We start from the raw sequence: 23,324 nt of genomic DNA, 5'->3' as shown, positions 1-23,324 counted from the left end.
GGACTCAGCGCTTGCCCAGCAGCCAATGGGCGATGCCGGCGAGCCGGCGCACGCCATCAAGGCCTTGCGCGCCGGTGGCGGGGGCGGCGATGTCGGCCAGCTCCTGCTGGCGCTCCGGGGTCAGCCGCGGCGCGCGCTCGGCGAAGGCGACGATCGCCGCCTGTTCCTCCGGGCGCAGCGGCAGCACCGGCGCCATGACCCCGTCGGCCGCCATCACCGGCAACTGGCGGGTCTTCGGCACGTGCACCACCATCGTGCCGGCGACCAGGTCGCCGAGTCGCCGTCCCCACGGATCGAACAGGCCGCTGACCAGGCCGCAGGCGTAGCCGAACGGCAGCATGTCCACGGTGCGCATCAGGTTGCGCACGCAGGCGGCCAGCCAGCCGACCGGCGCGCCGTCGCTGGAGACCACCCGCAGGTCCAGCGCGCGCTTGCCCGGGGTCTGCCCGTCGAACAGGCCCTCGCAGAGGATCGGGTACAGCCAGAACAGGACGAACAGGACCAGCAGGTAGACGCCCATCCCGGCCTCGTCCAGCGCACCCAGCACCATCGATGCCGCCATCAGCAGGCCCATGCGGATGCCGAAGTCGATCAGCCACGCCAGTGCGCGCGGCACCGGTCCCGCCGCCGGCAGCCGCAACGCCACGCCCTCGGGCGTGTGCACCTCGCGGACGGTGTCCAGCATCAGGCGTGCGCGGCCAGGTAATGATCCTTCAGGCGCACGTAGTGCTGCGCGCTGTAGGTCAGCGCCTCGATCTCGGCATCGGACAGCATGCGCACTTTCTTGCCCGGGTTGCCGAGCCAGAGCTCGCCTTCACCCACCACTTTCCCCGGAGCAATGAGCGCACCGGCACCGACGAAGCCGTGCTTCTTCACCACCGCGCCATCCAGCACGATCGCGCCCATCCCGATCAGCACCGCGTCCTCGATCCGGCAGGCATGGATGATCGCCTTGTGGCCGATGGTCACGTCCTCGCCGATCACGGTGGCGAAGCCGCCCAGCTTGGCGTGCGGGCCATCGTGGCTGACGTGGATCACGCTGCCGTCCTGCACGTTGGTGCGCGCGCCGATGCGGATGAAATTCACGTCGCCGCGCACGATCGTGCCCGGCCAGATCGAGACGTCGTCGCCCAGCACCACATCGCCGATCACGGTTGCGGCAGGATCGACATACGCGCGCTGGCCCACGGTCGGCAGGATGTCGCGGTATTGGCGCAGCACGGGCGTGTTCGAGGTCATGGCCCATTCTAGCGGCCATGCCCGCGGCACCGGTCTACACTCGTCACATGAACACAGCCGCCACCATCGCCGCCAATGCGGCCATCACTGCCGCCAATGCCGCCATCGCGGGCGCGGCGCGCCAACCGGGCCCGGCCAACAGCGGGAGCGGCACCTCGCAGCGCGGCGACACCGCAGCGGCCGACCTCGCTCCCACGCTGCAACGCCTGCGCGATGCCTGGCAGGCCAGCAAACCGGACTACGCGCAGCGCCACGCCGACCTGCAACGCCTGCGCGATGCGTTGAAGCGCAAGCTCGAGGCGATGGCCACCACCATCGCCGCCGACTTCGGCCATCGCCCGCACGCGGAAACCGTGGTCGCCGACGGCATGACCGTGTTGAACGACATCGACCACCTGCTCAAGCATCTGCGCCGCTGGATGAAACCGACGCGGGTGGGCGTGGGCTGGCGTTTCCTGCCGGCGCGCGCGCAGGTGCGTCCGGTGCCGGTGGGCGTGGTCGGGGTGATCGCGCCGTGGAACTACCCGGTCAACCTCTCGCTGATCCCGCTGGCCACGGCGATCGCCGCCGGCAACCACGTCTACCTCAAGCCGTCGGAACACACGCCGAAGACCAGCCAGTTCCTGCGCGAACTGCTGGCCGAGGTGTTTCCGCCCGACCGCGTCGCCGTGGCCACCGGCGGCGCGGAGATCGGCGCGGCCTTCGCCGGCCTGCCGTTCGACCATCTCGTCTTCACCGGCTCGACCGCCGTCGGCCGCAAGGTGATGGCCGCGGCCGCGCCCAACCTCACCCCGTTGACGCTGGAACTGGGTGGCAAGTCGCCGGCACTGATCGCCGACGATTACCCGATCGAACGCGCCGCCGCGCGCATCGCCACCGGCAAGTGGTTCAACGGTGGGCAGACCTGCATCGCCCCCGACTACGTGCTGGTGCCCAAGGGCAAGCGCGACGCGCTGGTGAAGGCGCTGCGCGCGGAAGTGCTGGCCCGCTACGGCGAGCACTTCGAGAACGTCGGCGACTACGCGCGGATCATCAACGACGGCCAGTTCGCGCGGCTCAAGGGCTACCTGGACGATGCCAAGCAGCGCAGCATCGAGAAGGTCACCCTCGCCGGCCATGCCGATCCCGCGCAACGGCTGATGCCGCCCACCCTGCTGCTGGATCCGGGCGACGATGCCACGGTGATGCAGGAAGAAATCTTCGGCCCGCTGCTGCCGATCAAGAGCTACCGCACGCTCGATGACGCGATCGCCTACATCAATGCGCATGACCGGCCGCTCGCGCTGTATCCCTTCAGCCACGACAACGCCACCGTCGAGAAGATCCTGCACCACACCCTGGCCGGCGGCGTCTCGGTCAACGACACCCTGTTCCATTTCGCGATCACCGACCTGCCGTTCGGCGGCGTGGGGCCGAGCGGCATGGGCGCCTACCACGGCCGTGCCGGCTTCGACGCGATGAGCAAGCAGTTGCCGGTGCTGTGGCAGGCGCGCCGCACCGGCGGCGACCTGCTCAAGCCGCCGTACTCGAAGGCGAAGTGGTTGCTTGATTTGATCGTGCGCTGAGGCCGACATGAAAATCGCCAGCTGGAACGTCAACTCCCTCAACGTGCGCCTGCCGCATCTGCAGCAGTGGCTGCAGGAGTTCGCGCCGGACGTGGTGGGCCTGCAGGAAACCAAGCTCGAGGACCACAAGTTCCCGGAGGACGCATTGCTGGCCGCCGGCTATCGCAGCGCCTTCATCGGGCAGAAGACCTACAACGGCGTGGCGATCCTGGCGCGGCATTCGATCGAAGACGTGCAACTCGGCATTCCGGGTTTCGACGACGTGCAGGCGCGCGCGATCGCGGCGACGGTCAACGGCGTGCGCATCGTCAATCTGTACGTGGTCAATGGCCAGGACATCGGCACCGACAAGTACGCCTACAAGCTGCGCTGGCTCGAAGCGGTGCACGCGTGGCTGGCCGACGAACTGCAACGGCATCCGAGGCTGGTGGTGCTCGGCGATTTCAACATCGCGCCGGACGACCGCGACGTGCACGACCCGCTGGTCTGGAACGACGACCACATCCTCACCTCCACCGCCGAACGCGACGCCCTGCGCGGGTTGCTTGGCCTGGGGCTGCACGATGCATTCCGCCTGCACCACGACGATGCCGGCATCTTCAGCTGGTGGGATTATCGGCAGGCGGCGTTCCGCCGCGACCTGGGGCTGCGCATCGACCTGACCCTGGTGTCCGATGCCTTGAAGGCCGATGCGCTCGCTGCCGGCATCGACCGCACGCCACGCACCTGGGAACGCGCCAGCGATCACACGCCGGCGTGGGTGCAACTGGCGATGCCTTGATCGCGATCATCCGCGTCGCACGCAACACGCACAAAGAAAAAGCCCGGCGATGCCGGGCTTTTTCGCACATCCATGTATCGCCACGTCCGTGTGGCGGAGTCGTCGCTCAGCGCGCGCGACCGCGGGTGAACAGGTTGACGATCAGCAGCAGCACGACCGCGCCGATGAAAGCGGTGATCAGGAAGCCGACGGTGCCGCCGAAGCTCAGGCCGACCATCGGCAGCAGGATTCCGCCCAGGAAGCCGCCGATGATGCCGACGATGACGTTGAGGATGATGCCCTGCGAGCCATCGCGCTTCATCATGATGCTGGCGAGCCAGCCTGCGATGCCGCCGACGATCAGGTAAATGAGAAAGTTCATGGTGCTGGCCTCCTGGAAAAATGCGGGTATGACGCGGAAAGGTCGTTGGACTTCACGGCACCCCTCGACGTGGGGTGCTCGGGGTGGGCGTAGTCTCCGCGCGCTTGCGTGACGGCGGTGTCTGCATTCGCCGGCCCTGTCGCCGACGGTGCACGGACGCCGTGCAGGCCCGCATACTTCGCGCATGAGCGATGACACCGCCGCACTGCGGCCCGAACTCGAAGCCGGCCTGGGCGCGCTGGCGCTGGATCCCGCGCTGGCCACGCCACTGCTCGACTACGTGGCCCTGCTCGCGCTGTGGAATTCCACGTACAACCTCACGGCGGTTCGCGATCCACGCGAGATGCTCGCGAAGCACTTGCTGGATTCGCTGGCGATGCAGCCGTTCGTGCGCGGGCTGGGCACGCTGGCCGACCTGGGCACGGGCCCAGGCCTGCCGGGCATCCCGCTGGCGATCGCCACGCCGTCCCTGCACGTCACCTTGGTCGAGAGCAACGGCAAGAAGGCGCGCTTCCTGCGCGAAGCCATCCGCCAGCTCAAGCTGGGCAACGCGACCGTCGCCGAATCGCGCATCGAGGCCTTCAAGCCAGGCACCACCTTCGATGCCATCACCGCCCGCGCGCTGGCGACCCTGCCGCTGATCCTGCAATTGGGCGGCCACCTGCTGGGCCCGGATGGCCATCTGCTGGCGATGAAGGGCGTGCTGCCCGTGGACGAGATCGGCGCGCTGCCCGCGGGTTGGCGGCTGGCCGCGGTGCATCCGTTGCGGGTGCCCGGCCTGGTCGGCGAGCGCCACCTGGTCGAAGTCGTGCGGGCGGGCTCTGAGGCATAATCGACCGCCCGGCGTCTCCTGCGCCGGATCCCCCGAAGGACACCCACGCCGCATGGCCCGCATCATCGCCATCGCCAACCAGAAGGGCGGCGTCGGCAAGACCACCACCGCCGTGAACCTGGCCGCCGCCCTGGCGCGCACGCCCAAGCGCGTGCTGCTGGTCGACCTGGACCCGCAGGGCAACGCGACCATGGGCAGCGGCGTCGACAAGCGCGAGCTCGAGGCCTCGATCACCAATGTGCTGCTCGGCGAAGCGCAGGCGCGCGAGGCGATCGTGCGTTGCGACGACGGCTACGACCTGCTGCCCGGCAACATCGACCTGACCGCCGCCGAGATCCAGCTGATGGACATGGCCGGCCGCGAGCAGAAGCTCAAGCAGGCGCTGGACAGCGTCCGCGATGGCTACGACTTCGTCATCGTCGACTGCCCGCCGTCGCTGTCGCTGCTTACGCTCAATGCGCTGACCGCCAGCGATTCGGTGCTGGTGCCGATGCAGTGCGAGTACTACGCGCTGGAAGGGCTGAGCGCGCTGCTCGACACCATCGATGCGCTGAAAGGCCGGCTCAATCCCGCGCTGGAGATCGAAGGCGTGCTGCGGACCATGTTCGACGTGCGCAACAACCTGGCCAACGCGGTCTCGGCCGAACTCACCAACCACTTCGGCGAGCTCGTGTTCCGCACGATCATCCCGCGCAACGTGCGCCTGGCCGAGGCGCCCAGCCACGGCCAGAGCATCATCGGTTACGACAAGGCCAGCCGCGGTGGCGTGGCCTACCTCGGCCTGGCCGGCGAAGTCCTGCGCCGGCAGCGCGAGCGCAAGCAGGCATCCACGGAGAAGGCGGCATGACGGCCGGCAACCAGCCCGCGAAAAACGCGGCGAAGAAGCGCGGCCTCGGGCGCGGACTGGAAGCATTGCTCGGCCCCAAGGCCGCCGCGGAAGCGCCGCCTTTGCAGGCGATGCCCGGCGATACGCTGCGCACCCTGCCGGTCGATGCGATGGTGCCCGGCAAATACCAGCCGCGGCGCTCGATGGACGACGCCAGGCTGGAGGAACTCGCCTCGTCGATCCGCGCGCAGGGCGTGATCCAGCCGATCGTCGTGCGCGAGCATGTCGGCGCGGACGGCAAGGGCGGCCGGACTTACGAAATCATCGCCGGCGAGCGTCGCTGGCGCGCCTCGCAACGCGCCGGCCTGGCCGAAGTGCCGGTGGTGGTGCGCGTGGTCGACGACCGCACCGTGGTGGCGATGGCGCTGATCGAGAACATCCAGCGCGAGGACCTCAACCCGCTGGAAGAAGCGCAGGCGCTGCAACGGCTGATCGATGAATTCGACCTGACCCATGCCGCCGCCGCGGAAGCGGTGGGCCGTTCGCGCGCCGCGGTCAGCAACCTGTTGCGCCTGCTGGAACTGCCGGCGGAGATCCGCGCGCTGGTGCAGGCCGGCTCGATCGAAATGGGCCACGCGCGCGCGCTGCTGCCGCTGGCGGCGCCGATGGCGATTTCGCTGGCCAGGCAGGCCGCCGAACATGGCTGGTCGGTGCGCGAAGTCGAACACCGCGTGCAGCAACTGGCGTCCGGCAAGGTCACCGCGCCGCCGAAGAAGGCCGCGCCGAAGGCCCGGCCGCAGGCCGACATCGTCGCCCTGGAGCGCGAACTGTCGGAAAGCCTGGGCAGTCGCGTGGACGTGGTGCCAGGGCGCGGCAAGAAGGGCAAGCTGGTCATCCACTACGCCGACTTCGACGTGCTGGACGGCGTGCTGGAACGCCTGCGCAACAAACCCTGAGAGCCCGCCACGCATGAGCACAACACCGCAACTCTCGGTCGTGGTGCCGGTCCACAACGAGGAAGACAACGTCGCGCCGCTGGTCGGCGAGATCGTCACCGCATTGCGTGGCGTGATCGATTTCGAAATCGTCTATGTCGATGACACGTCGAAGGACGCCACGTTGCAGCGCCTGCGCGACCTGCAGGCCACCGTGCCGGAACTGCGGGTGATCCGTCACCTGAGCAATGCCGGCCAGAGCACCGCGGTGCGCAATGGCGTGAAGGCCGCGCGGGCGCCGTGGATCGCGACGCTGGACGGCGACGGCCAGAACGATCCGGCCGACATCCCCAAGCTGCTTGCGCAACGGGACAGCGCGGCCGCCGACATCAAGCTGTTCGCCGGCTGGCGGGTGAATCGCCAGGACAGCGGCAGCAAGCGCTGGGCGTCGAAATGGGCCAACGCGATCCGCGCACGCATGCTGCGCGACGACACGCCAGACACCGGCTGCGGCATCAAGCTGTTCGAGCGCGAGGCATTCCTCGACCTGCCCTACTTCGACCACATGCACCGCTACCTGCCCGCGCTGATGCAACGCGCCGGCTGGAAAACGGTGAGCGTGCCGGTCAACCACCGCCACCGCACCGCGGGCGTGTCCAAGTACAACAACCTCAACCGCGCCCTGGTCGGCATCCGCGACCTGCGCGGCGTGGCGTGGCTGATCGTGCGCAGCCGCCGCACCGCGGTCGAAGAATTGCCACGATGATCGAGACCGCGCCGGACGTGATGAATACCGCCATCCCGTGGCTGGAATGGACCGGCATCCACATGAGCCCGTGGAAGCTGATCGGCCTGGTCGGCGCGCTGATGTTCGGCGGTCGCTGGCTGGTCCAGTTCATCGCCAGCCGGCGCCAGGGCAAGCCGGTGATCCCGCGGCTGTTCTGGTACATGAGCATCGTCGGCAGCCTGATGACGCTTGCGTATTTCATCTTCGGCAAGAACGACGCCGTCGGCATCCTGCAGAACCTGTTCCCCAGCTTCACCGCCTGCTACAGCCTGTACCTGGACATCAGGCATCGCGGCTGGGATCGGGATCGCAACACGCATTGAGGAAATGGGGAAAAGGGGTCAGAGTGAATTTCCCGTCGACCAACCCCCCGTTCCAGAGCCATGGACGGGAAACTTCACTGTGACCCCTTTTTCCGGATCCCACGTGAAATCGCTCGTTCTTCGATCGCTGGTGCTCGCCTGCTGCCTGTCGCTACCGATTGCCGCGCACGCGGCCAAGCCACCCGCATCGACGCTCGTCGACACCAAGTTCGAGGCCATCTACAAGGCCGAGTGGGACTGGCGCACGCGGCAGGCACCGAGCTGGGACGAGGACAGCGACAACAGCGGTCGCACGCCGTCGACGATGCTGGCCGATGTCGGCCCGGCAGCGCAGGCGAAGCGGCTCGCCTATCTCGATGGCGTGCTGAAGCAACTCGACGGCATCGACGCGAGCAAGCTTTCGGCTGCGAACCAGGTGAACTTCGCGGTCTATCGCCCGCAACTCCAGCATATGGCGGCGGAGTTGCGCACGCGCGACTACGAGATGCCGTTCAACGCCGACAGCTCGTTCTGGTCGGACCTGGGCTTCATGGCACGTGCCGACCTGCGCGATGCGGCGGCGTACCGCGCCTATGCCGCGCGCCTGCGCGACGTGCCGCGTTACTTCGAGCAGCAGACCGCGAACATGCGTGCGGGTCTCGCACGCGGGTTCTCGGTGCCGCGCGCGGTGCTCGATGGCCGCGACGTCTCCATCGCGATGGTCGCGGAGTTGAAGGACATCGAATCCTCCAACTTCTACGATCCGTATCGCAAGATGCCGGGCACGATCCCGGCCGCCGAGCAGGAAACGTTGCGCGAAGAGGGCCGTGCAGCGATTCGCGAAGCCGTCGTACCCGCGTTCGCGAAACTGCTGGTGTTCTTCCGTGGCGACTACATCCCGAACGCGCGCACCACGCTCGCCGCCGAAGCGATGCCCGATGGCGAAGCCTGGTATCGCGAGCAGATCCGCAAATACACCACGCTGGACCTCACCGCCGACGAGATCCACGCGATCGGCGTCAAGGAAGTCGCCGCGATCCGCGCCGAGATGGACGGCATCATCAAGCAGGTGAAATTCGAGGGCGACTTCGCTGCGTTCCTCGCATTCCTGCGCAGCGATCCGCAGTTCTACGCGAAGACACCGCAGCAACTGCTCGATCGCGCGGCATGGATTTCCAAACGCGTGGATGGCGAGATCGGAAAGCTGGTCGGCACCCTGCCGCGCGGACGCTTCACCATCGTGCCGGTGCCGCCGGACATCGCGCCGTTCTGGACCGCCGGTCGCGGCGGCGCGGACACCTACTGGGTCAACACCTACAACCTGCCCAGCCGACCGCTGTACAACCTGCCGGCGCTGACCCTGCATGAATCCTCGCCCGGCCATGCGCTGCAGGGATCGCTGGTGCGCGAACAGGGCGACGTGCCCGACTTCCGCAAGGACTACATCAGCGCCTATGGCGAAGGCTGGGGCCTGTACTCCGAGTGGCTGGGCAAGGAGATGGGTATCTATGAAACGCCCTACGAGGATTTCGGGCGCCTGACCTATGCGATGTGGCGCGCCTGCCGCCTGGTCATCGACACCGGCGTCCACCACAAGGGCTGGACGCGGGAGCAGGCGCTGGCCTACCTGCGCGACAACACCGCGCTGTCCGAGCACGAGGTCACCACCGAGGTCGACCGCTACATCAGCTGGCCAGGCCAGGCGCTCAGCTACAAGCTCGGCGAACTCACGATCATGCGCCTGCGCCGCGAGGCCGAAGCCGCGCTGGGCCCGAAGTTCGATGTCCGCGCCTTCCACGACGCCGTGTTGTCCCAGGGTTCGGTGCCGCTGCCGCTGCTGGAATCGCAAATCCGGGCGTATGTCGCCAAGGCCAAAGCCGCGCCAGCCAAATAATCGTTTGGCCCGGAAATGGGGTCAGAGTGAATTTTGCGCCGACGCTGTTCGGCCAATCCACGGCGGATGACCGCAAAACTTCACTCTGACCCCATTTCCGCGGCTCGCTTCAACCCAAGTGCTTGCCTGCAAAGGATTTTGTCCGCATAATGCGCGGCTCGCTGCGTCCGGTACCGCCTTTTGGCAGGCTCCGGGCGGACCCGGAACACGAATCCGGCCCGCCATTGGCAGCGTGGAAACCACCCGTTTCGTGTGCCGCGAACCCTCGGGAACGCAGCGGGGCCGCCGTCTCCCGGGCTACGGGCGACAACCAAACACCATCGAGGTGACCAGTGTCCAAAGTCTGCCAAGTAACCGGCAAGCGCACGATTTCCGGCAACAACGTCTCGCACTCCAACCGCAAGACCCGCCGTCGTTTCATGCCCAACCTCCACGAGCGCCGCTTCTGGGTCGCCTCCGAGAACCGTTGGGTCAAGCTCCGCGTTTCGGCTGCGGCCCTGCGCACCATCGACAAGAACGGCATCGATGCCATCCTGGCCGACCTGCGCAAGCAGGGCGAGAAGGTCTGAGGAGAACTGAATCATGGCTACCAAGCGCGACAAGATCCGCCTCATCTCTTCGGCCGGCACCGGCCACTTCTACACCACCGACAAGAACAAGAAGAACACGCCGGCGAAGATGGAGGTCAGCAAGTACGACCCCGTCGTGCGCAAGCACGTGATGTACAAGGAAGGCAAGATCAAGTGACGCACTGGCGCGAACGCGCCTAGCGCGTTCGCCTGTGCCAGCGCGTCATCCCCCGCATGCTGTTGGCGGGGATCCAGCTCTCCAAAGAAGCCCGCCTTCCGGCGGGTTTCTTTTTGGCCGATCGATGAAAGCAAGAGCCCGCAGCGATGCGGGCTTTTTTGCGGCTGCAATGTGCGACGACCGCACGCGTGGTGCGCGTGCGTTGCGTCGAAATGAATGCGCCGAATGTCGCTTGCCGCACACCTGCAAAAATTCTGCCGCTCGTCGGTGATGTAAAAATTTTGTTGCGAAACCGAAAAAGCGCGCGTAAGGTGCGCCACCTTCGCCCTCGGCGAAATTTTCAATCGAATCCCGGACCATCGAATTCCCATGAAATCCGCCTTCCACATCGCTGCACTGATGCCCTCGCCCAAGCGCGATGCGGGCCTGCGCGCGTGCGAACGGCGCGATGCGCTGATGCTCCAAATCAGCAAGCGGAATTATTTCGGCACCACCACCATCGACTGATCCTTTCGCATCGCGGAGATCGGTCACCCCGATCTCCCGAGGCCACGCGAACGCCCTCGGGTTCCAGCACCCGGGGGCGTTTTCGTTTTGGCGCTCGCACAAAGGAATCACACGAGTCAAACGCGATTGCATCGCGCTCCCGAAGCATCCGGACATTGCTGGTCCGAGGCAGGGAAACCCGCGAAGGCGCAAGGATGCGCCGTGCCTGGATGCTTCGGCACGGGCGGCAAGCGGATGCGATCGCACACGGATTGGCGCTTTCGACGAGGCGCCAATGCGGAGCATCGACGAACGATCCACAGCGGTACGGGCTTGCATGCCCGTCCGGTGCGCGCGGCACTGCCGTGGCGTATGCCGGGGATCTGGAGACGGTGCTCCACGAAGCGACGTTAGCTCAGTTGGGTAGAGCAGCAGCGAAGGCTGTCGGTCGCCGGTTCGACTCCGGCACGTCACCACTGGATAGCTCAGTCGGGTAGAGCAGCAGATTCAGATTCTGCGTGTCGCGGGTTCGATTCCCGCTCCAACGTCCGCAAGGACACATGACCTGTCACGTCATGACACATGGGACGCAAGTCCCGCACCAGGAAACGCCCCGTGCGTCTTCCGCCTCGTCGCAATACATCGCGACGAAGACGGACATGCAGCGGTGGTGTCGCCGGGCCGCCGCCCTCGACGCGCGCGGGCCTGCACGAACCGGCATCGCGATGCATTGCGACACCGAGGGCTGCATCGCCCCCGCATGGACAGCGCACAGGTTCCGCGGCATCGGCGTCAGGGGCGTTTCCACTTTTTGTTTCTCCCTTCTCCCTCCGGGAGAAGGTGGCCCGACGGGCCGGATGAGGGTTCGTTGCTTCATGCGGCACACAAGCAGCCGAACCCTCACCCCAACCCCTCTCCCGAAGGGAGAGGGGCTATCAGAACGCGAGAACCGATCCATCGCGCCTCAATCGGATCGGACCACCAGGACCAACAAGGAGAGTTCCCATGTTCTGGACCAAGAGGATCGTGATCGGCGACGGCGAGCGCGCCGTGCTGTACCGCGACCGCCAGTTCGAGCGCGTGCTGGCGCCGGGCGTGCATCGCATTTCCGATCCGCTCAAGCGCATCGAGGTGCGCACGTACAACATCGCCGCACCGGAATACGCAGGCCACGACGTGGATGCACTGATCGCGCGCCTCGGCGAGCGGTTGGGCGAGACGTTCGTGTTCGCCGACATCGGCGCTGACGAAGTCGGCCTGGTGTCGAAGAACGGCAAGCTGGAAGACGTGCTGGCGCCGGGTTCGCGCCGACTGTACTGGCGCGGCCTGGTGAACGTCGAGATCGAGCGCGTGTCGCTGGCCGATGGCCTGGCGGTGCGCGGCGATGTCGTGGGCCGCCTGCGCCAGCTCGGCACGCTGGGCAAGCTCGCGGTCGTGGCCGAAGTGCCGGCGGAGTCGGCGGGCCTGGTGTTCATCGACGGCAAGCTGGTGCAGGTGCTCGAGGCGGGCAGCCACGCGTTCTGGAATTTCCGCAAGAACGTGGCGGTCGACGTGATCGAGTTGCGCGTGCAGTCGCTGGAGGTGTCGGGCCAGGAGTTGCTGACCCGCGACAAGGTCAGCCTGCGCGTCAACCTGGCCGCCAGTATCCGCGTCACCGACCCGGTGGCCGCGCGCACCAAGGTCGCGAAGTTCGGCGACTACGTGTACCGCGAGCTGCAGTTCGGCTTGCGCAAGGCGATCGCCGCGAAGACGCTGGACGAGCTGCTCGGCGACAAGGCATCGCTCGACGCCGACATCTTCGGTTACGTGCGCGGCCGCGTCGGCGAGCTCGGCATCGAGGTGCTCGGCGTGGGCGTGAAGGACGTGATCCTGCCGGGCGAGATGAAGGACATCCTCAACGGCGTGGTGCAGGCGGAGAAGTTGGCGCAGGCCAACGTGATCCGTCGTCGCGAGGAGGCGAACGCGACGCGTTCCCTGCTCAACACCGCCAGGCTGATCGAGGAGAGCCCGGTGCTGATGCGCCTCAAGGAGTTGGAGGCGCTGGAGAAGGTGACCGAGAAGATCGGCAACCTGACCGTGTTCGGCGGCCTGGACGGCGTCATGAAGCAGTTGGTGAGCCTGAAGTAACAACCCCGCGTGGCGGACGGATCCGCCGCGCGGGATTTTTTTCAAAGGACTGAACACATGAACATGCAAACCTCATCGCAATTCGAACTGCTGCACGCCGAGGGCAGCACCACGCCGATCAAGGGCTGGGTGCGCGGCGTCCCGCTGGAGCCGCAGGCGCACGCGCAGTTGCGCAACATCGCATCGATTCCGTTCGTGGGACCGTGGGTCGCGGTGATGCCCGACGTGCACCTGGGCAAGGGTGCGACCGTGGGCTCGGTGATCCCGACCCGCGGCGCGATCATCCCGGCGGCGGTCGGCGTCGACATCGGCTGCGGCATGGCCGCGGTGCGCACCACGTTGCGCGCCAGCGACCTGCCCGACGACCTCGGCCCGTTGCGCAACTCCATCGAGCGCAGCGTGCCGGTCGGCAACGGTCGCGGCGGCGAGCACTGGAAGTTGCCGGACAGCATCGAGACCCGCGTCGCGCAATCGGGGCTGGTCGAGCGGCTGGACGTCATCAAGCAGAAGCACCGCAAGATCCGCACCGACAAGCTCGACCGGCAGATCGGCACGCTGGGCGGCGGCAACCACTTCATCGAACTCTGCCTCGACGAAAGCGATGCGGTGTGGGTGATGCTGCACAGCGGCTCGCGCGGCACCGGCAACCTGATCGGCACGTACTTCATCGAGCGTGCGCGCGAGGAGCTGGGCAAGCGCGTGCTCGGTTTCCACGTGCCGGACAAGGATCTCGCCTTCTTCATGCAGGGCGAGCCGTTGTTCAACGACTACGTGGAAGCGGTGTCGTGGGCGCAGGACTACGCCCGCGAGAACCGCGAGGCGATGATGGCGCGCGTGCTGCACGAAATGCGCCACCGCCTGCCGAAGTTCCAGCTGGAAAAGATGGCGGTGAACTGCCACCACAACTACGTGCAGAAGGAGACGCACGGCGACGTGGACCTGCTGGTGACGCGAAAGGGTGCGGTGAGCGCGCGCGCAGGCGAGCTCGGGATCATCCCGGGCAGCATGGGCGCGAAGAGCTTCATCGTGCGCGGGCTTGGCAACGCGGACAGCTTCCACAGCTGCAGCCACGGTGCCGGCCGCGTCATGAGCCGCACCAAGGCACGCCAGGAAATCACCCTGGCGCAGCATCGGGAGGCGACCGCACAGGTCGAGTGCCGCAAGGACGCCGGCGTGATCGACGAGTCGCCGGCCGCGTACAAGGACATCGACGCGGTGATGGCGGCGCAGTCCGACCTGGTGGAGATCGTGCATACGCTGCGCCAGGTGGTGTGCATCAAAGGGTGAGCCGACGCGCTTGCGCGGCACTGCCGCGCGCGGCGGCGAACGCGCGCACATGGATGTGCGGGCCGGACGATCCGAAGTTGAAGTTGTTACGCCATGGATGGCGACCACGGAGCCGCATCGAAGCAGCCCGGTCAAGGATGACCTCGAAACCCGCCGCAAGGCGGGTTTCTTTTTTACACTCGACGCTTCGCCACCAAGGACATGCGCACGCGATGATGCCCGGCTGGCTCCTGCTGCTGGTGGCGCTGGCCTATGTGGGCCTGCTGTTCACCGTTGCCTGGCTGGGCGAACGCCATCCGGGGCTCGCGCAGGGTCCGCGCCTGCGTCCCGCGATCTATGCGCTGGCACTCGCGGTGTACTGCTCGTCGTGGACGTTCTATGGCGCGGTCGGCACGGCCGCGCGCACGGGCTTGGGTTTCCTGCCGATCTACCTCGGGCCGATTTTGTTGCTCCTGTTCGGCTGGCGCCTGCTCGAACGCCTGGTGCTGGCCTCCGGCAAACATCGCATCGTTTCGATTTCCGATTTCCTGTCGTCGCGTTACGGGCGCGCGCGCGGACTTGCGGCCGTGGTCGCCGTGCTGGCGGTGATCGCGGCGATCCCGTATTTCGCGTTGCAGTTCAAGGCCGTGGGCATGAGCGTGGGCGTGCTCAGCGGGCGACCGCTCGCTGCCCAGTGGTACGCCGATCCGGCGCTGTACGTGGCGCTGATGCTGGCGGTGTTCGCGATCCTGTTTGGCACGCGCCGCATCGATGCCACCGAACACCATCGCGGCATGGTGCTGGCGATCGCATTGGAGTCGCTGGTCAAGCTGGTCGCGTTCGTGGCGATCGGGGTGTTCGCGCTGTGGTACCTGCCCGGCGAGGGCAGCATCGCCGCGCGGGTGATGGACAGCGCGCGCGCATTCGCCAGCCCGCAATTGCCCGCGGGTTTCCTCGCGCAGACCCTGCTCGCGTTCACCGCGATCATCTGCCTGCCGCGCCAGTTCCATGTCGCGGTGGTCGAATGCCAGGACCCGGCCGACCTGCGGCCTGCGCGCTGGATGTTCGTCGGCTACCTCGCGCTGGTCAGCGTGCTGGTGCTGCCGATCGCGCTGGCCGGACAGGCGCTGCCCGGTGCCGATCCGATGTCCGCCGACAGTTACGTGCTCGCATTGCCGCTGGCGCATGGCCACGAATGGCTGGCGCTGGCCGCCTACATCGGCGGCCTGTCGGCGGCGACCGGCATGGTGATCGTGGCCAGCGTGGCGCTGTCGACGATGGTCAGCAATGACCTGGTCGTGCCGCTGCTGCTGCGTCGCGGGTTCCTCCATCACGGTACCGATATCGAACAGCGGGTGTTGCTGATCCGCCGCATCGCGATCATCGTGCTCGCACTGCTGGCATTCGCCTATCACCGCCATGCGCTGGGCCAGCAGGTGCTGGCGCAACATGGGTTGCTCGCGTTCGCCGCGGTCGCGCAGTTCGCGCCGGCCTTGATCGGTGGCTTGTACTGGCGCGGCGCGAGTCGCGCCGGTGCGTATGCCGGCTTGCTCACCGGTGCGGCGCTGTGGGTGTGGTGCCTGTTGCTGCCCGCCCTGCTGCAGACCGAAGGCCCACCGCCCGCGTGGATGCTGGACGGCCCGCTGGGACAACGCTGGTTGCGGCCGGAATCGCTGTTCGGCTTGAGCGGTTGGGACCCGCTGACGCATGGCGTGTTCTGGTCGCTGCTCGGCAACGTCGCCGCGTTCGTGTTCATGTCGATGCGGCATCGCCCGCTGCTGCAGGACCAACTGGCCGCAGCCGATTACCTCGATCCGTACGCGCATCGTCCGATGCTGGCGCCCGGCGGTTGGGCCGGCAAGGTGCGCGGCAGCGAACTGCTGACGCTGGCCGAACGCATCCTCGGCGAGCAGCACGCACGGCGCGCCTTCCAGGAATACGCGTCGCAGCAGCAGAGTCGCTGGGAACCCGAACAACCTGCAGACCGTGCGCTTGTGCAATTCACGGAACGCCTGCTGGCGTCGGCACTCGGTGCAGCCTCCGCGCGCAGCACTTTGACCTCGGTGCTGCGCGGCTCCGGCATGGAACTGGGCGAGGTGGTCAGCCTGCTCGACGAAACCAGCCACGCGCTGCGCTTCAATCGCGAAATCCTGACTACCACGCTGGAGAACATCCCGCACGGCGTGAGCGTGGTCGATGCCGACATGCGCCTGGTCGCGTGGAACGGTCGCTACCAGCAGTTGTTCGATTACCCCGACGGCATGCTCTACGTCGGCCGTCCGGTCGCCGACCTGCTGCGCTGGAATGCGGAGCGTGGCGAGATGGGGCCTGGCGATAGTGATGCGCATGTCGAACGTCGCCTCGAGCATCTGCGCGCTGGCCTGCCGCATGTATTCGAACGCGTGCGCGCGAATGGCCAGGTGATCGAACTGCTGGGGCGTGCCCTGCCCGGCGGCGGCTACGTCACCAGTTACAGCGACATCACCGACTACAAGCGCGTGGAGCGCGAACTGCGCGAAGTGAACGAGACGCTGGAGCAGCGCGTCGAACTGCGCACGCGCGAGGCCGAGTCCGCGCAGCAATCGAAGACGCGCTTCCTCGCCGCAATCAGTCATGACGTGCTGCAGCCGCTGCATGCGGCGCGGCTGTTCGCGTCCGCATTGCATGAAGGCGGCGATGCCGAGGAACAGCTGCGTATCGCCTCGCGCATGGATGCGTCGCTGCGTGCCGCCGAGGAATTACTGGATGGTTTGCTGGACGTGTCGCGCCTCGATGCGGGCGTGCTGCAACCACAATGGTCGGACTTAGACGCCGCCGACCTGCTTCGCGAGTTGCATGCGCAGTACGCGCCCACCGCCGTGCAACGCGGACTCGACCTGCGCGTGCATGCGCCCGCCAGCGTGCCGGTGCACAGCGACCGGCGGCTGCTGCGGCGCGCGCTGCAGAACTTCATCGGCAACGCGGTGCGCTATGTGCAGACCGGCGGCGTGCTGCTGGCTGCGCGGCAGCACAGCGATGGCATCTCGCTGGAAGTCTGGGACACCGGCCCCGGCATCCCGGCCAATCACCTCGAACAGATCTTCGAGGAGTTCCATCGCTACGACCAACCCGGCGAGCGCGGGCAGCGCGGGCTCGGCCTGGGCCTGTCGATCTGCCAGCGCATCTCCATCGTGCTCGATCATTCCCTGCACGTGCGCTCCGAGGTCGGCCGCGGCAGCGTGTTCGGCATCCGCGTGCCGCGCGCCAGCGCACCGCTGCGCGACACCGCGGCATCGCGCGCGATGCTGGAGGCGCACGATGCTTCGCTGCACGGCCTGCGCGTGCTGTGCGTGGACAATGATCCGGAAATCCTTGCCGGCATGCGCGCCCTGCTCGGCCGCTGGGGCGTGGACATTGCCTGCGCGTCCACCGTCGACGACGCGCTGCTGCTCGCCATCGACCGCCCCGAGGTGCTGCTGGTGGACTATCACCTGCACGACCGTCTCGACGGACTGGACACGCTGGATGCGTTGCGCGGCGCATGCGGCGATGTGCCCGGTGCGTTGCTCACCGCGGATGGCAGCGATGCGCTGAAGCGCAGCGCGCGATTGCGGGGTTATCGCGTGCTGACGAAGCCGATCAAGCCGGCGTCGTTACGGGCGTTTTTGGCGTCGGTGCGGAGTTGAGAACCATCTCCTAGGGGCGACTCACACGACAGCTTGTGACCGAGGCCGTGTGAAAACCCCGACTCCACTGGCATGTTCTGAGCACCGGCCGATGGGTGCTCTGCATGAAGCGATTCGTGGATGGCGTTGATCTTTCCCAAGGGCTTTTGCTCCCTGATCGGCTGGAAGACTACGTCCACGAAGACAACCCAGTTCGGGTGGTCGATGCCTTCGTCGAGGCGCTCGATCTGAGCGAACTGGGCTTCGATGCCGCCAATCGCGCGGCAGGTGGTCGGCCCGCGTATCATCCCGCCGCGCTGCTCAAGATCTACATCTACGGTTACCTCAACCTCATCCAGTCCAGCCGGCGCCTGGAGCGGGAGGCGCAACGGAACCTGGAGCTGATCTGGCTGACCGGCCGACTTGCGCCGGACTTCAAGACCATCGCTGACTTCCGAAAAGACAACGGCAGCGCGATCACCGCGGTGTGCAGCCGGTTCGTCGGCTTATGCCGGAGCATGAAGGTCTTCTCGCACGCGATCGTCTCGATCGACGGCAGCAAGCTCAAGGCCGTGAACAATCGCGAGCGCAACTTCACCGTCGGCAAGGTCAGAGGTCACCGTAAGCAGTTGGAGGAGAGCGTGGCGCGCTACTTGGCTGAGTTGGACCGCGCGGATCGCGATCCAAGCCTGTTGCCAGAAGGCCGCGTTCCTCATCTGAAGGACAAGCTGGCCAAGCTGCATCTGCAGATGGAGAAGTTGGACAGCATCGAGCAGCAGCTTGAGGGCAACCCGGATCGCCAGATCTCACTCACGGATCCCGATGCACGTTCAATGGCCACAAGCGGCCGTGGGACGGGCCTGGTGGGCTACAACGTCCAGGCGGCTGTTGATGCCAAGCACCACCTGATCGTCGCCCACGATGTCACCAATGAAGGCCATGACCGTGCCCAGCTCGCCTCCATGGCCATCAAGGCCAAGGCGGCGTTGGGTACTAAGGGCATGACCGCACTGGCCGACCGCGGTTACTTCAGCGCAACGGAGATCTTGGCGTGCGAGGAGGCCGGCATCATTCCGCTGGTTCCCAAGCCGCTGACGTCGAACAGCAAGGCCGAAGGCCGGTTCGACAAGCGCGACTTCGTGTACGACGAGGCCACAGATGAGTACGAATGTCCGGCTGGCGAGCGGGCGATCCATCGCTTCACGACCGAAGAGAAGGGCCTGACCCTGCGCAAGTATTGGTCCTCGGCCTGTCCCCGGTGCCCGATGCAGACAAAGTGCACGACCGCCCGCTATCGACGAATCACCCGCTGGGAGCACGAGGACGTGCTCGAGCGAATGCAAATGCTGCTGGATGCCAGGCCACAAGCTGCAGTGGTGCGAAAGCAGACGGTGGAGCATGTCTTCGGCACGCTTAAATCGTGGCTGGGCACCACGACGTTGCTGACGAAGACGCTTCCGAGGGTTCGAACAGAAATCAGCTTGGCGGTTCTGGCCTACAACATGAAGCGGATGATCAAGATCATGGGCACCGAAGGCATGGTGCTGGCCATCGCCGCCTGAGCGTCGCGGCTTTTTGCCGCTGCGCTGGTTGCTCGAACTAGTGGCAACGTTGTCGGCAGTGCCGCTTCGACGAGTTTTTACACAGCCTCGGCCCGAAGCGGGCAGCGACAACTTAGGCAATCCCTGCGAGCACGCGGGTCACAGTCGCAGCGCCACGCCCTGTGGAAACGCGTTGGGCGAAGTCCCGTTCCACAGCGGGCTGGAATCGTCCAGGCCTCTGGCTTCGGCCTTGGCCCTCGACGAAGCCGACGATTGAGAGGCCAGGGAAATGCAGGAGGCATCGTGGACATCGGGCGCAGGCGCGCATAAGTCGATTCACAAGCCCCGTGCGGGGCGACCGTCAAAGCGATCAGTGATCGCCGAGGCACGGCTTGGTTGCTGAAGCGCCTTGCGATGGATGTCGAAGGTAGGGACAAGGGAGGGCCTGGCAAAGACTTGGTTGGGCAAACAACGAAGCCGCCCGAAGGCGGCTCCGAGTCGCGGCTTGCCCGACTTGCCTAGCCGGGTAGCTTTGCCGCGAGCACGTCGACTTTTTCGATGGTGGGCGGCTCGGAGAACAGGTCCCCGGCCTTGGCCATCAAGGCCGCTGCAACCTTGCCGGCGAGATGGGCCTCCCGGCCCGCATCGTCGGGAAAGGCATCGAAAATGCCGAAGGTTGTTGGCCCGAGGCGAATTCCGAACCAGACGGTCGTGGCGGGCTCGTCCATGACGAGTGGCAGACCACTCAAGAGAAAGCTTTCAACTTCCTTCTCCTTGCCGATTTTCGCTTCGAGGCGAACGAACAGCGCGACCTTGACCATGAGCTGTCTCCTGTTGGTGTGATGGAGTAACGACGTCCCGTCTGCTTACTGGAAGCCTGGGAATTGATTGAGCCAAGAAATCAATGGAGCGGCGCGCCGGGCCAGTAGGCCGCTACTGCATGACACTCTAGTCGCTGCCGTGGAGCGATGCGTTACGTCGGCATGAGGATGGCCCAACGCCCCCTTCACGGGGACGGCGAAGGCAGCGTTACGATAGTCACGAATCTGCGGGAGTGCGAACCCATGCCACACCAGCCCTCGTCGCCGGTCGGGTTCGACGCCTTCGTGCACGTGCGAGGCGCGCGCGAGCACAACCTCAAGGATGTCGATGTCGACCTCCCCAGGGATGCACTCGTCGTGTTCTCCGGCATCTCGGGATCGGGCAAGTCTTCGCTGGCGTTCGGCACGCTCTATGCCGAGGCGCAGCGACGCTACCTGGAATCGCTGTCGCCCTATGCACGGCGCCTGATCGACCAGGTGGGCGTACCCGACGTCGACGCCATCGACGGGATGCCGCCGGCAGTCGCGCTGCAGCAGCAGCGCGGTACGCCGAACGTCCGCTCCACCGTGGGCAGCATCACCACGCTGTCGAGCCTGCTGCGCATGCTGTATTCGCGCGCCGGCACCTATCCGCCCCGGCAACCCATGCTGTATGCGGAAGATTTCTCGCCCAACACGCCGCAGGGTGCATGCCCTACCTGCCACGGGCTGGGCTACGTTTACACCGTAAAAGACGAGGCGATGGTCCCCGACCCGTCGCTGTCCATCCGCGACCGGGCGATCGCAGCGTGGCCACCGGCCTGGCATGGGCAAAACCTGCGGGACATCCTGGTGACGTTGGGGTATGACGTCGACAAACCCTGGCGCGAGCTGCCGAAGAAGGACCGCGACTGGATCCTGCACACCGACGAGCAGCCAGTGGTTCCGGTGTACGCGGGTTTCACGCCTGCGGAAACGCGCGCGGCGCTGCGCCGCAAAGCCGAGCCCAGCTACATGGGCACCTTTACCGGCGCGCGCCGCTACGTGCTGGACACCTTCGCCAACACGCAGAGCGCGCTGATGAAGAAGCGTGTCGCGCGCTTCATGTCCGGTACCACGTGCGCGACGTGCGACGGTCGCCGCCTCAAGCGCGAAGCGCTGTCGGTCACATTCGCCGGGCTGGATATCGGCACCTTGTCGCGTTTGCCGCTCGCTGACATCGCCGAACTCCTCGCGCCCGCGGCGAAGGGCTGGTTCGACACACCAGTGGCCACCGCCACGCGCAGCCGCGCCGCTGGACGCAAGGACATCGCCCGTCGCGTGGCGGCCGGCGGATTGCCGCATACCGGCGGCACGGACGTGCGACGCACCGCGAACCTGTCCGAGGAGAAGCGGATCGCAGCACAACGCATCGCTCGCGACCTGATCGAGCGGATTGAGTCGTTGCAGGGGCTGGGCCTCGGTTACCTCGCGCTGGACCGTTCTACGCCCACGCTCTCCTCGGGCGAGCTGCAACGGCTGCGCCTGGCCACGCAGGTGCGCTCCAACCTGTTCGGCGTGGTCTACGTGCTGGACGAGCCGTCGGCAGGACTGCATCCCGCCGATGCGGAAGCCCTGCACGCGGTGCTCGGCCAGCTCAAGGCGGCCGGCAACACCCTGTTCGTCGTCGAGCACGACCTGGAGACGCTGCGCCGCGCCGACTGGCTTGTCGACGTGGGGCCGGATGCAGGCCAGCATGGTGGCCGCGTGCTCTACAGCGGGCCGCCCCTGGGGTTGCGCGACATCGAGGCGTCGCACACGCGGCGCTATCTGTTCGACGCCGTGCCGACGCGTCGGCGCACGCCTCGGCACCCGTCAGGCTGGCTCGAGCTCCTCGGCATCCAACGCAACAACCTGCATGGCCTCGATGTGCGGATCCCACTGGGGGTCTTCACTGCGGTCACTGGCGTGTCCGGCTCGGGCAAGTCCAGCCTGGTCAGCCAGGCGCTGGTGGAACTCGTGGGGGAGCACCTCGGCCACCAGGCGGCGGTGGAGGACAGCAGCGACGAGATGCCGCTGCCCGACGCAATAACGCGCACCGCGGGCCGCCTGGGCGCGGACGTGGGCGCCATCCGCCGCCTGGTCAACGTTGACCAGAAGCCCATCGGCCGCACGCCGCGGTCCAACCTGGCGACCTACACCGGCCTGTTCGACCATGTGCGCAGGCTGTTCGCGGCCACTCGCTCTGCGAAGGCGCGCCGCTACGGTGTGGGTCGCTTTTCCTTCAACGTGGCGCAGGGGCGTTGCCCCACTTGCGAGGGCGAAGGCTTCGTCAGCATCGAACTGCTCTTCATGCCGAGCGTCTACGCGCCATGCCCTACCTGCCACGGCAAGCGTTACAACGAAAAGACCCTCGAAATCGAGTGGAACGGGCGCAACATCGCCCAAGTGCTGGAGATGACGGTGGACGAGGCGCTGTCGTTCTTCGCCGACGAAGCGCCCGTGCACCGTGCACTGGCATTGCTCCACGGCATTGGCCTGGGTTACCTGCGGCTCGGGCAGCCTGCGACGGAACTGTCCGGCGGCGAGGCCCAGCGCATCAAGCTGGCCACCGAGCTGCAGCGCAATCAGCGTGGCGACTCGCTGTACGTGCTCGACGAGCCGACCACTGGACTGCACCCGTTCGACGTGGACAAGCTGATGGTGCAATTGCACGGACTGGTCGACGCAGGCAACACCGTGGTCGTCGTCGAACATGACATGCGGGTCGTCGCCGACAGCGACTGGATGATCGACGTAGGCCCGGGCGCCGGGGAGAAGGGTGGTCGTATCGTCGCCGAGGGCGTGCCGCAGGACGTAGCGAGCGCGGGCGTCGGGGCCACAGCGCCTTACCTGCAGCGCGCTCTGTCCTCACGCTGACCGAGGCGCTGCTCGATTTCCCTCTGGCAAAGGTGGTCTCCCAGCCTTAGGTCCGCTCTTGGCTGAGGCTGTGTGAAAACTCCCCCGTCGCTGGCAAGATTCAAGCACCAGTTGATGGGTGCTCTGCATGAAGCGATTCGTCGATGGAGTTGATCGTTCCCAAGGCCTTCTGCTCCCTGATCGGCTGGAAGACTACGTCGACGAAGACAACCCAGTGCGGGTGGTCGATGCCTTCATCGAAGCCCTCGATCTGAGCGAACTGGGCTTTGAGGCCGCCAATCGTGCCGCCGGCG

The 23,324-nt window shown here is 66.5% G+C and carries 21 protein-coding genes and 2 tRNA genes; 17 read left to right on the top strand and 6 right to left on the bottom strand.

Features of this window, described 5'->3' with window-relative positions; all coding sequences use genetic code 11:
* Window positions 1–4 precede the first annotated feature (4 nt).
* The gene (locus ACE3T8_RS13445; protein ID WP_374609748.1) at window positions 5–685 is read right to left on the bottom strand and encodes an RDD family protein; all 681 of its coding nucleotides are present in this window, start codon (window positions 683–685) and stop codon (window positions 5–7) included.
* Window positions 685–1,239 carry a gamma carbonic anhydrase family protein gene (locus ACE3T8_RS13440; protein ID WP_374609746.1) on the bottom strand — a complete coding sequence of 185 codons (555 nt, stop codon included), beginning with the start codon at window positions 1,237–1,239 and terminating at the stop codon, window positions 685–687. The genes ACE3T8_RS13445 and ACE3T8_RS13440 overlap by 1 nt, the downstream gene beginning before the upstream one ends.
* Window positions 1,240–1,286: 47 nt before the next feature.
* On the opposite strand from ACE3T8_RS13440, the gene ACE3T8_RS13435 reads away from it, so the two are divergent.
* Window positions 1,287–2,804 carry a coniferyl aldehyde dehydrogenase gene (locus ACE3T8_RS13435; protein WP_374609744.1) on the top strand — a complete coding sequence of 506 codons (1,518 nt, stop codon included), beginning with the start codon at window positions 1,287–1,289 and terminating at the stop codon, window positions 2,802–2,804.
* A gap of 7 nt (window positions 2,805–2,811) precedes the next feature.
* A complete protein-coding gene (gene xth / locus ACE3T8_RS13430; RefSeq protein ID WP_374609742.1) occupies window positions 2,812–3,585 on the top strand; it encodes an exodeoxyribonuclease III in 774 nt (257 codons plus the stop codon).
* 106 nt (window positions 3,586–3,691) lie between these two features.
* Here the strand turns inward: xth and ACE3T8_RS13425 are convergent, their stop codons facing one another.
* Complete coding sequence (locus tag ACE3T8_RS13425) at window positions 3,692–3,946, bottom strand: GlsB/YeaQ/YmgE family stress response membrane protein (RefSeq protein ID WP_374609740.1); 255 nt, start codon at window positions 3,944–3,946, stop codon at window positions 3,692–3,694.
* Between the two features lie 184 nt (window positions 3,947–4,130).
* Here ACE3T8_RS13425 and rsmG point away from each other — a divergent pair, with 184 nt between their 5' ends.
* The 8 genes from rsmG (at window position 4,131) to rpmG (ending at window position 10,269) form a co-directional block, all read left to right on the top strand.
* Window positions 4,131–4,778, top strand: a complete 648-nt coding sequence (rsmG, locus tag ACE3T8_RS13420; protein ID WP_374609738.1) for a 16S rRNA (guanine(527)-N(7))-methyltransferase RsmG — start codon at window positions 4,131–4,133, stop codon at window positions 4,776–4,778.
* Window positions 4,779–4,830: 52 nt separating this feature from the next.
* Window positions 4,831–5,625 (top strand): ParA family protein, encoded by a 795-nt coding sequence (locus tag ACE3T8_RS13415; protein ID WP_374609736.1) that lies wholly within the window; start codon window positions 4,831–4,833, stop codon window positions 5,623–5,625.
* A complete protein-coding gene (locus tag ACE3T8_RS13410) occupies window positions 5,622–6,560 on the top strand; it encodes a ParB/RepB/Spo0J family partition protein (RefSeq protein WP_374609735.1) in 939 nt (312 codons plus the stop codon). The genes ACE3T8_RS13415 and ACE3T8_RS13410 overlap by 4 nt, the downstream gene beginning before the upstream one ends.
* 13 nt (window positions 6,561–6,573) lie before the next feature.
* Entirely contained in the window at window positions 6,574–7,305 is a 732-nt protein-coding gene (locus tag ACE3T8_RS13405; protein ID WP_374609733.1) for a glycosyltransferase family 2 protein, read from the top strand.
* 20 nt (window positions 7,306–7,325) lie between these two features.
* Window positions 7,326–7,649: a lipid-A-disaccharide synthase N-terminal domain-containing protein gene (locus ACE3T8_RS13400; RefSeq protein WP_374609765.1), complete on the top strand. Its 324-nt coding sequence runs from the start codon at window positions 7,326–7,328 to the stop codon at window positions 7,647–7,649.
* 103 nt (window positions 7,650–7,752) lie between these two features.
* Complete coding sequence (locus ACE3T8_RS13395; protein WP_374609731.1) at window positions 7,753–9,522, top strand: DUF885 family protein; 1,770 nt, start codon at window positions 7,753–7,755, stop codon at window positions 9,520–9,522.
* Window positions 9,523–9,854: 332 nt separating this feature from the next.
* Window positions 9,855–10,091 carry a 50S ribosomal protein L28 gene (gene rpmB, locus ACE3T8_RS13390; RefSeq protein WP_187553380.1) on the top strand — a complete coding sequence of 79 codons (237 nt, stop codon included), beginning with the start codon at window positions 9,855–9,857 and terminating at the stop codon, window positions 10,089–10,091.
* 13 nt (window positions 10,092–10,104) lie between these two features.
* A complete protein-coding gene (rpmG, locus tag ACE3T8_RS13385; RefSeq protein WP_223158174.1) occupies window positions 10,105–10,269 on the top strand; it encodes a 50S ribosomal protein L33 in 165 nt (54 codons plus the stop codon).
* 45 nt (window positions 10,270–10,314) lie between these two features.
* On the opposite strand, the gene ACE3T8_RS13380 is transcribed toward rpmG, so the two are convergent.
* Window positions 10,315–10,803: a hypothetical protein gene (locus tag ACE3T8_RS13380; protein WP_374609729.1), complete on the bottom strand. Its 489-nt coding sequence runs from the start codon at window positions 10,801–10,803 to the stop codon at window positions 10,315–10,317.
* 358 nt (window positions 10,804–11,161) lie between these two features.
* Between ACE3T8_RS13380 and ACE3T8_RS13375 the strand changes: the two genes are divergently transcribed.
* The 6 genes from ACE3T8_RS13375 (at window position 11,162) to ACE3T8_RS13350 (ending at window position 19,354) form a co-directional block, all read left to right on the top strand.
* Window positions 11,162–11,231: transfer RNA gene (locus ACE3T8_RS13375), tRNA-Phe, on the top strand.
* A 1-nt stretch (window position 11,232) separates the two neighbouring features.
* Window positions 11,233–11,300 (top strand) — tRNA-Leu (locus ACE3T8_RS13370).
* Window positions 11,301–11,760: 460 nt separating this feature from the next.
* Window positions 11,761–12,882, top strand: coding sequence for a slipin family protein (locus ACE3T8_RS13365; protein WP_374609727.1), 1,122 nt, complete (start codon window positions 11,761–11,763; stop codon window positions 12,880–12,882).
* Between the two features lie 63 nt (window positions 12,883–12,945).
* Complete coding sequence (locus ACE3T8_RS13360; protein ID WP_374609763.1) at window positions 12,946–14,169, top strand: RtcB family protein; 1,224 nt, start codon at window positions 12,946–12,948, stop codon at window positions 14,167–14,169.
* A 212-nt stretch (window positions 14,170–14,381) separates the two neighbouring features.
* Window positions 14,382–17,813: a PAS-domain containing protein gene (locus ACE3T8_RS13355; RefSeq protein ID WP_374609725.1), complete on the top strand. Its 3,432-nt coding sequence runs from the start codon at window positions 14,382–14,384 to the stop codon at window positions 17,811–17,813.
* A 104-nt stretch (window positions 17,814–17,917) separates the two neighbouring features.
* Window positions 17,918–19,354, top strand: coding sequence for an IS1182 family transposase (locus tag ACE3T8_RS13350; protein ID WP_374609723.1), 1,437 nt, complete (start codon window positions 17,918–17,920; stop codon window positions 19,352–19,354).
* A 497-nt stretch (window positions 19,355–19,851) separates the two neighbouring features.
* Here ACE3T8_RS13350 and ACE3T8_RS13345 read toward each other — a convergent pair whose 3' ends face one another.
* Entirely contained in the window at window positions 19,852–20,154 is a 303-nt protein-coding gene (locus ACE3T8_RS13345) for a putative quinol monooxygenase (RefSeq protein ID WP_374609721.1), read from the bottom strand.
* Window positions 20,155–20,397: 243 nt separating this feature from the next.
* Between ACE3T8_RS13345 and ACE3T8_RS13340 the strand changes: the two genes are divergently transcribed.
* Complete coding sequence (locus tag ACE3T8_RS13340) at window positions 20,398–23,031, top strand: excinuclease ABC subunit A (RefSeq protein WP_374609761.1); 2,634 nt, start codon at window positions 20,398–20,400, stop codon at window positions 23,029–23,031.
* 100 nt (window positions 23,032–23,131) lie between these two features.
* Here the strand turns inward: ACE3T8_RS13340 and ACE3T8_RS13335 are convergent.
* Window positions 23,132–23,324: hypothetical protein (locus ACE3T8_RS13335; protein WP_374609719.1), on the bottom strand; the 193-nt coding region annotated here is incomplete at its 5' end.

This window comes from Thermomonas sp. (assembly GCF_041919455.1).
Taxonomy (GTDB): domain Bacteria; phylum Pseudomonadota; class Gammaproteobacteria; order Xanthomonadales; family Xanthomonadaceae; genus Thermomonas.
This window is presented reverse-complemented; position numbering and strand designations above follow the sequence as displayed.

Coding starts and splice junctions, on each gene's coding strand:
- ACE3T8_RS13435 (WP_374609744.1), top strand. CDS start 1,287: ATGAACACAGCCGCCACCATCGCCGCCAATGCGGCCATCACTGCCGCC.
- ACE3T8_RS13350 (WP_374609723.1), top strand. CDS start 17,918: ATGAAGCGATTCGTGGATGGCGTTGATCTTTCCCAAGGGCTTTTGCTC.
- rpmG (WP_223158174.1), top strand. CDS start 10,105: ATGGCTACCAAGCGCGACAAGATCCGCCTCATCTCTTCGGCCGGCACC.
- ACE3T8_RS13415 (WP_374609736.1), top strand. CDS start 4,831: ATGGCCCGCATCATCGCCATCGCCAACCAGAAGGGCGGCGTCGGCAAG.
- ACE3T8_RS13360 (WP_374609763.1), top strand. CDS start 12,946: ATGCAAACCTCATCGCAATTCGAACTGCTGCACGCCGAGGGCAGCACC.
- ACE3T8_RS13440 (WP_374609746.1), bottom strand. CDS start 1,239: ATGACCTCGAACACGCCCGTGCTGCGCCAATACCGCGACATCCTGCCG.
- ACE3T8_RS13445 (WP_374609748.1), bottom strand. CDS start 685: ATGCTGGACACCGTCCGCGAGGTGCACACGCCCGAGGGCGTGGCGTTG.
- xth (WP_374609742.1), top strand. CDS start 2,812: ATGAAAATCGCCAGCTGGAACGTCAACTCCCTCAACGTGCGCCTGCCG.
- rsmG (WP_374609738.1), top strand. CDS start 4,131: ATGAGCGATGACACCGCCGCACTGCGGCCCGAACTCGAAGCCGGCCTG.
- ACE3T8_RS13340 (WP_374609761.1), top strand. CDS start 20,398: ATGCCACACCAGCCCTCGTCGCCGGTCGGGTTCGACGCCTTCGTGCAC.
- ACE3T8_RS13400 (WP_374609765.1), top strand. CDS start 7,326: ATGAATACCGCCATCCCGTGGCTGGAATGGACCGGCATCCACATGAGC.
- ACE3T8_RS13365 (WP_374609727.1), top strand. CDS start 11,761: ATGTTCTGGACCAAGAGGATCGTGATCGGCGACGGCGAGCGCGCCGTG.
- ACE3T8_RS13410 (WP_374609735.1), top strand. CDS start 5,622: ATGACGGCCGGCAACCAGCCCGCGAAAAACGCGGCGAAGAAGCGCGGC.
- ACE3T8_RS13425 (WP_374609740.1), bottom strand. CDS start 3,946: ATGAACTTTCTCATTTACCTGATCGTCGGCGGCATCGCAGGCTGGCTC.
- ACE3T8_RS13355 (WP_374609725.1), top strand. CDS start 14,382: ATGATGCCCGGCTGGCTCCTGCTGCTGGTGGCGCTGGCCTATGTGGGC.
- ACE3T8_RS13405 (WP_374609733.1), top strand. CDS start 6,574: ATGAGCACAACACCGCAACTCTCGGTCGTGGTGCCGGTCCACAACGAG.
- ACE3T8_RS13345 (WP_374609721.1), bottom strand. CDS start 20,154: ATGGTCAAGGTCGCGCTGTTCGTTCGCCTCGAAGCGAAAATCGGCAAG.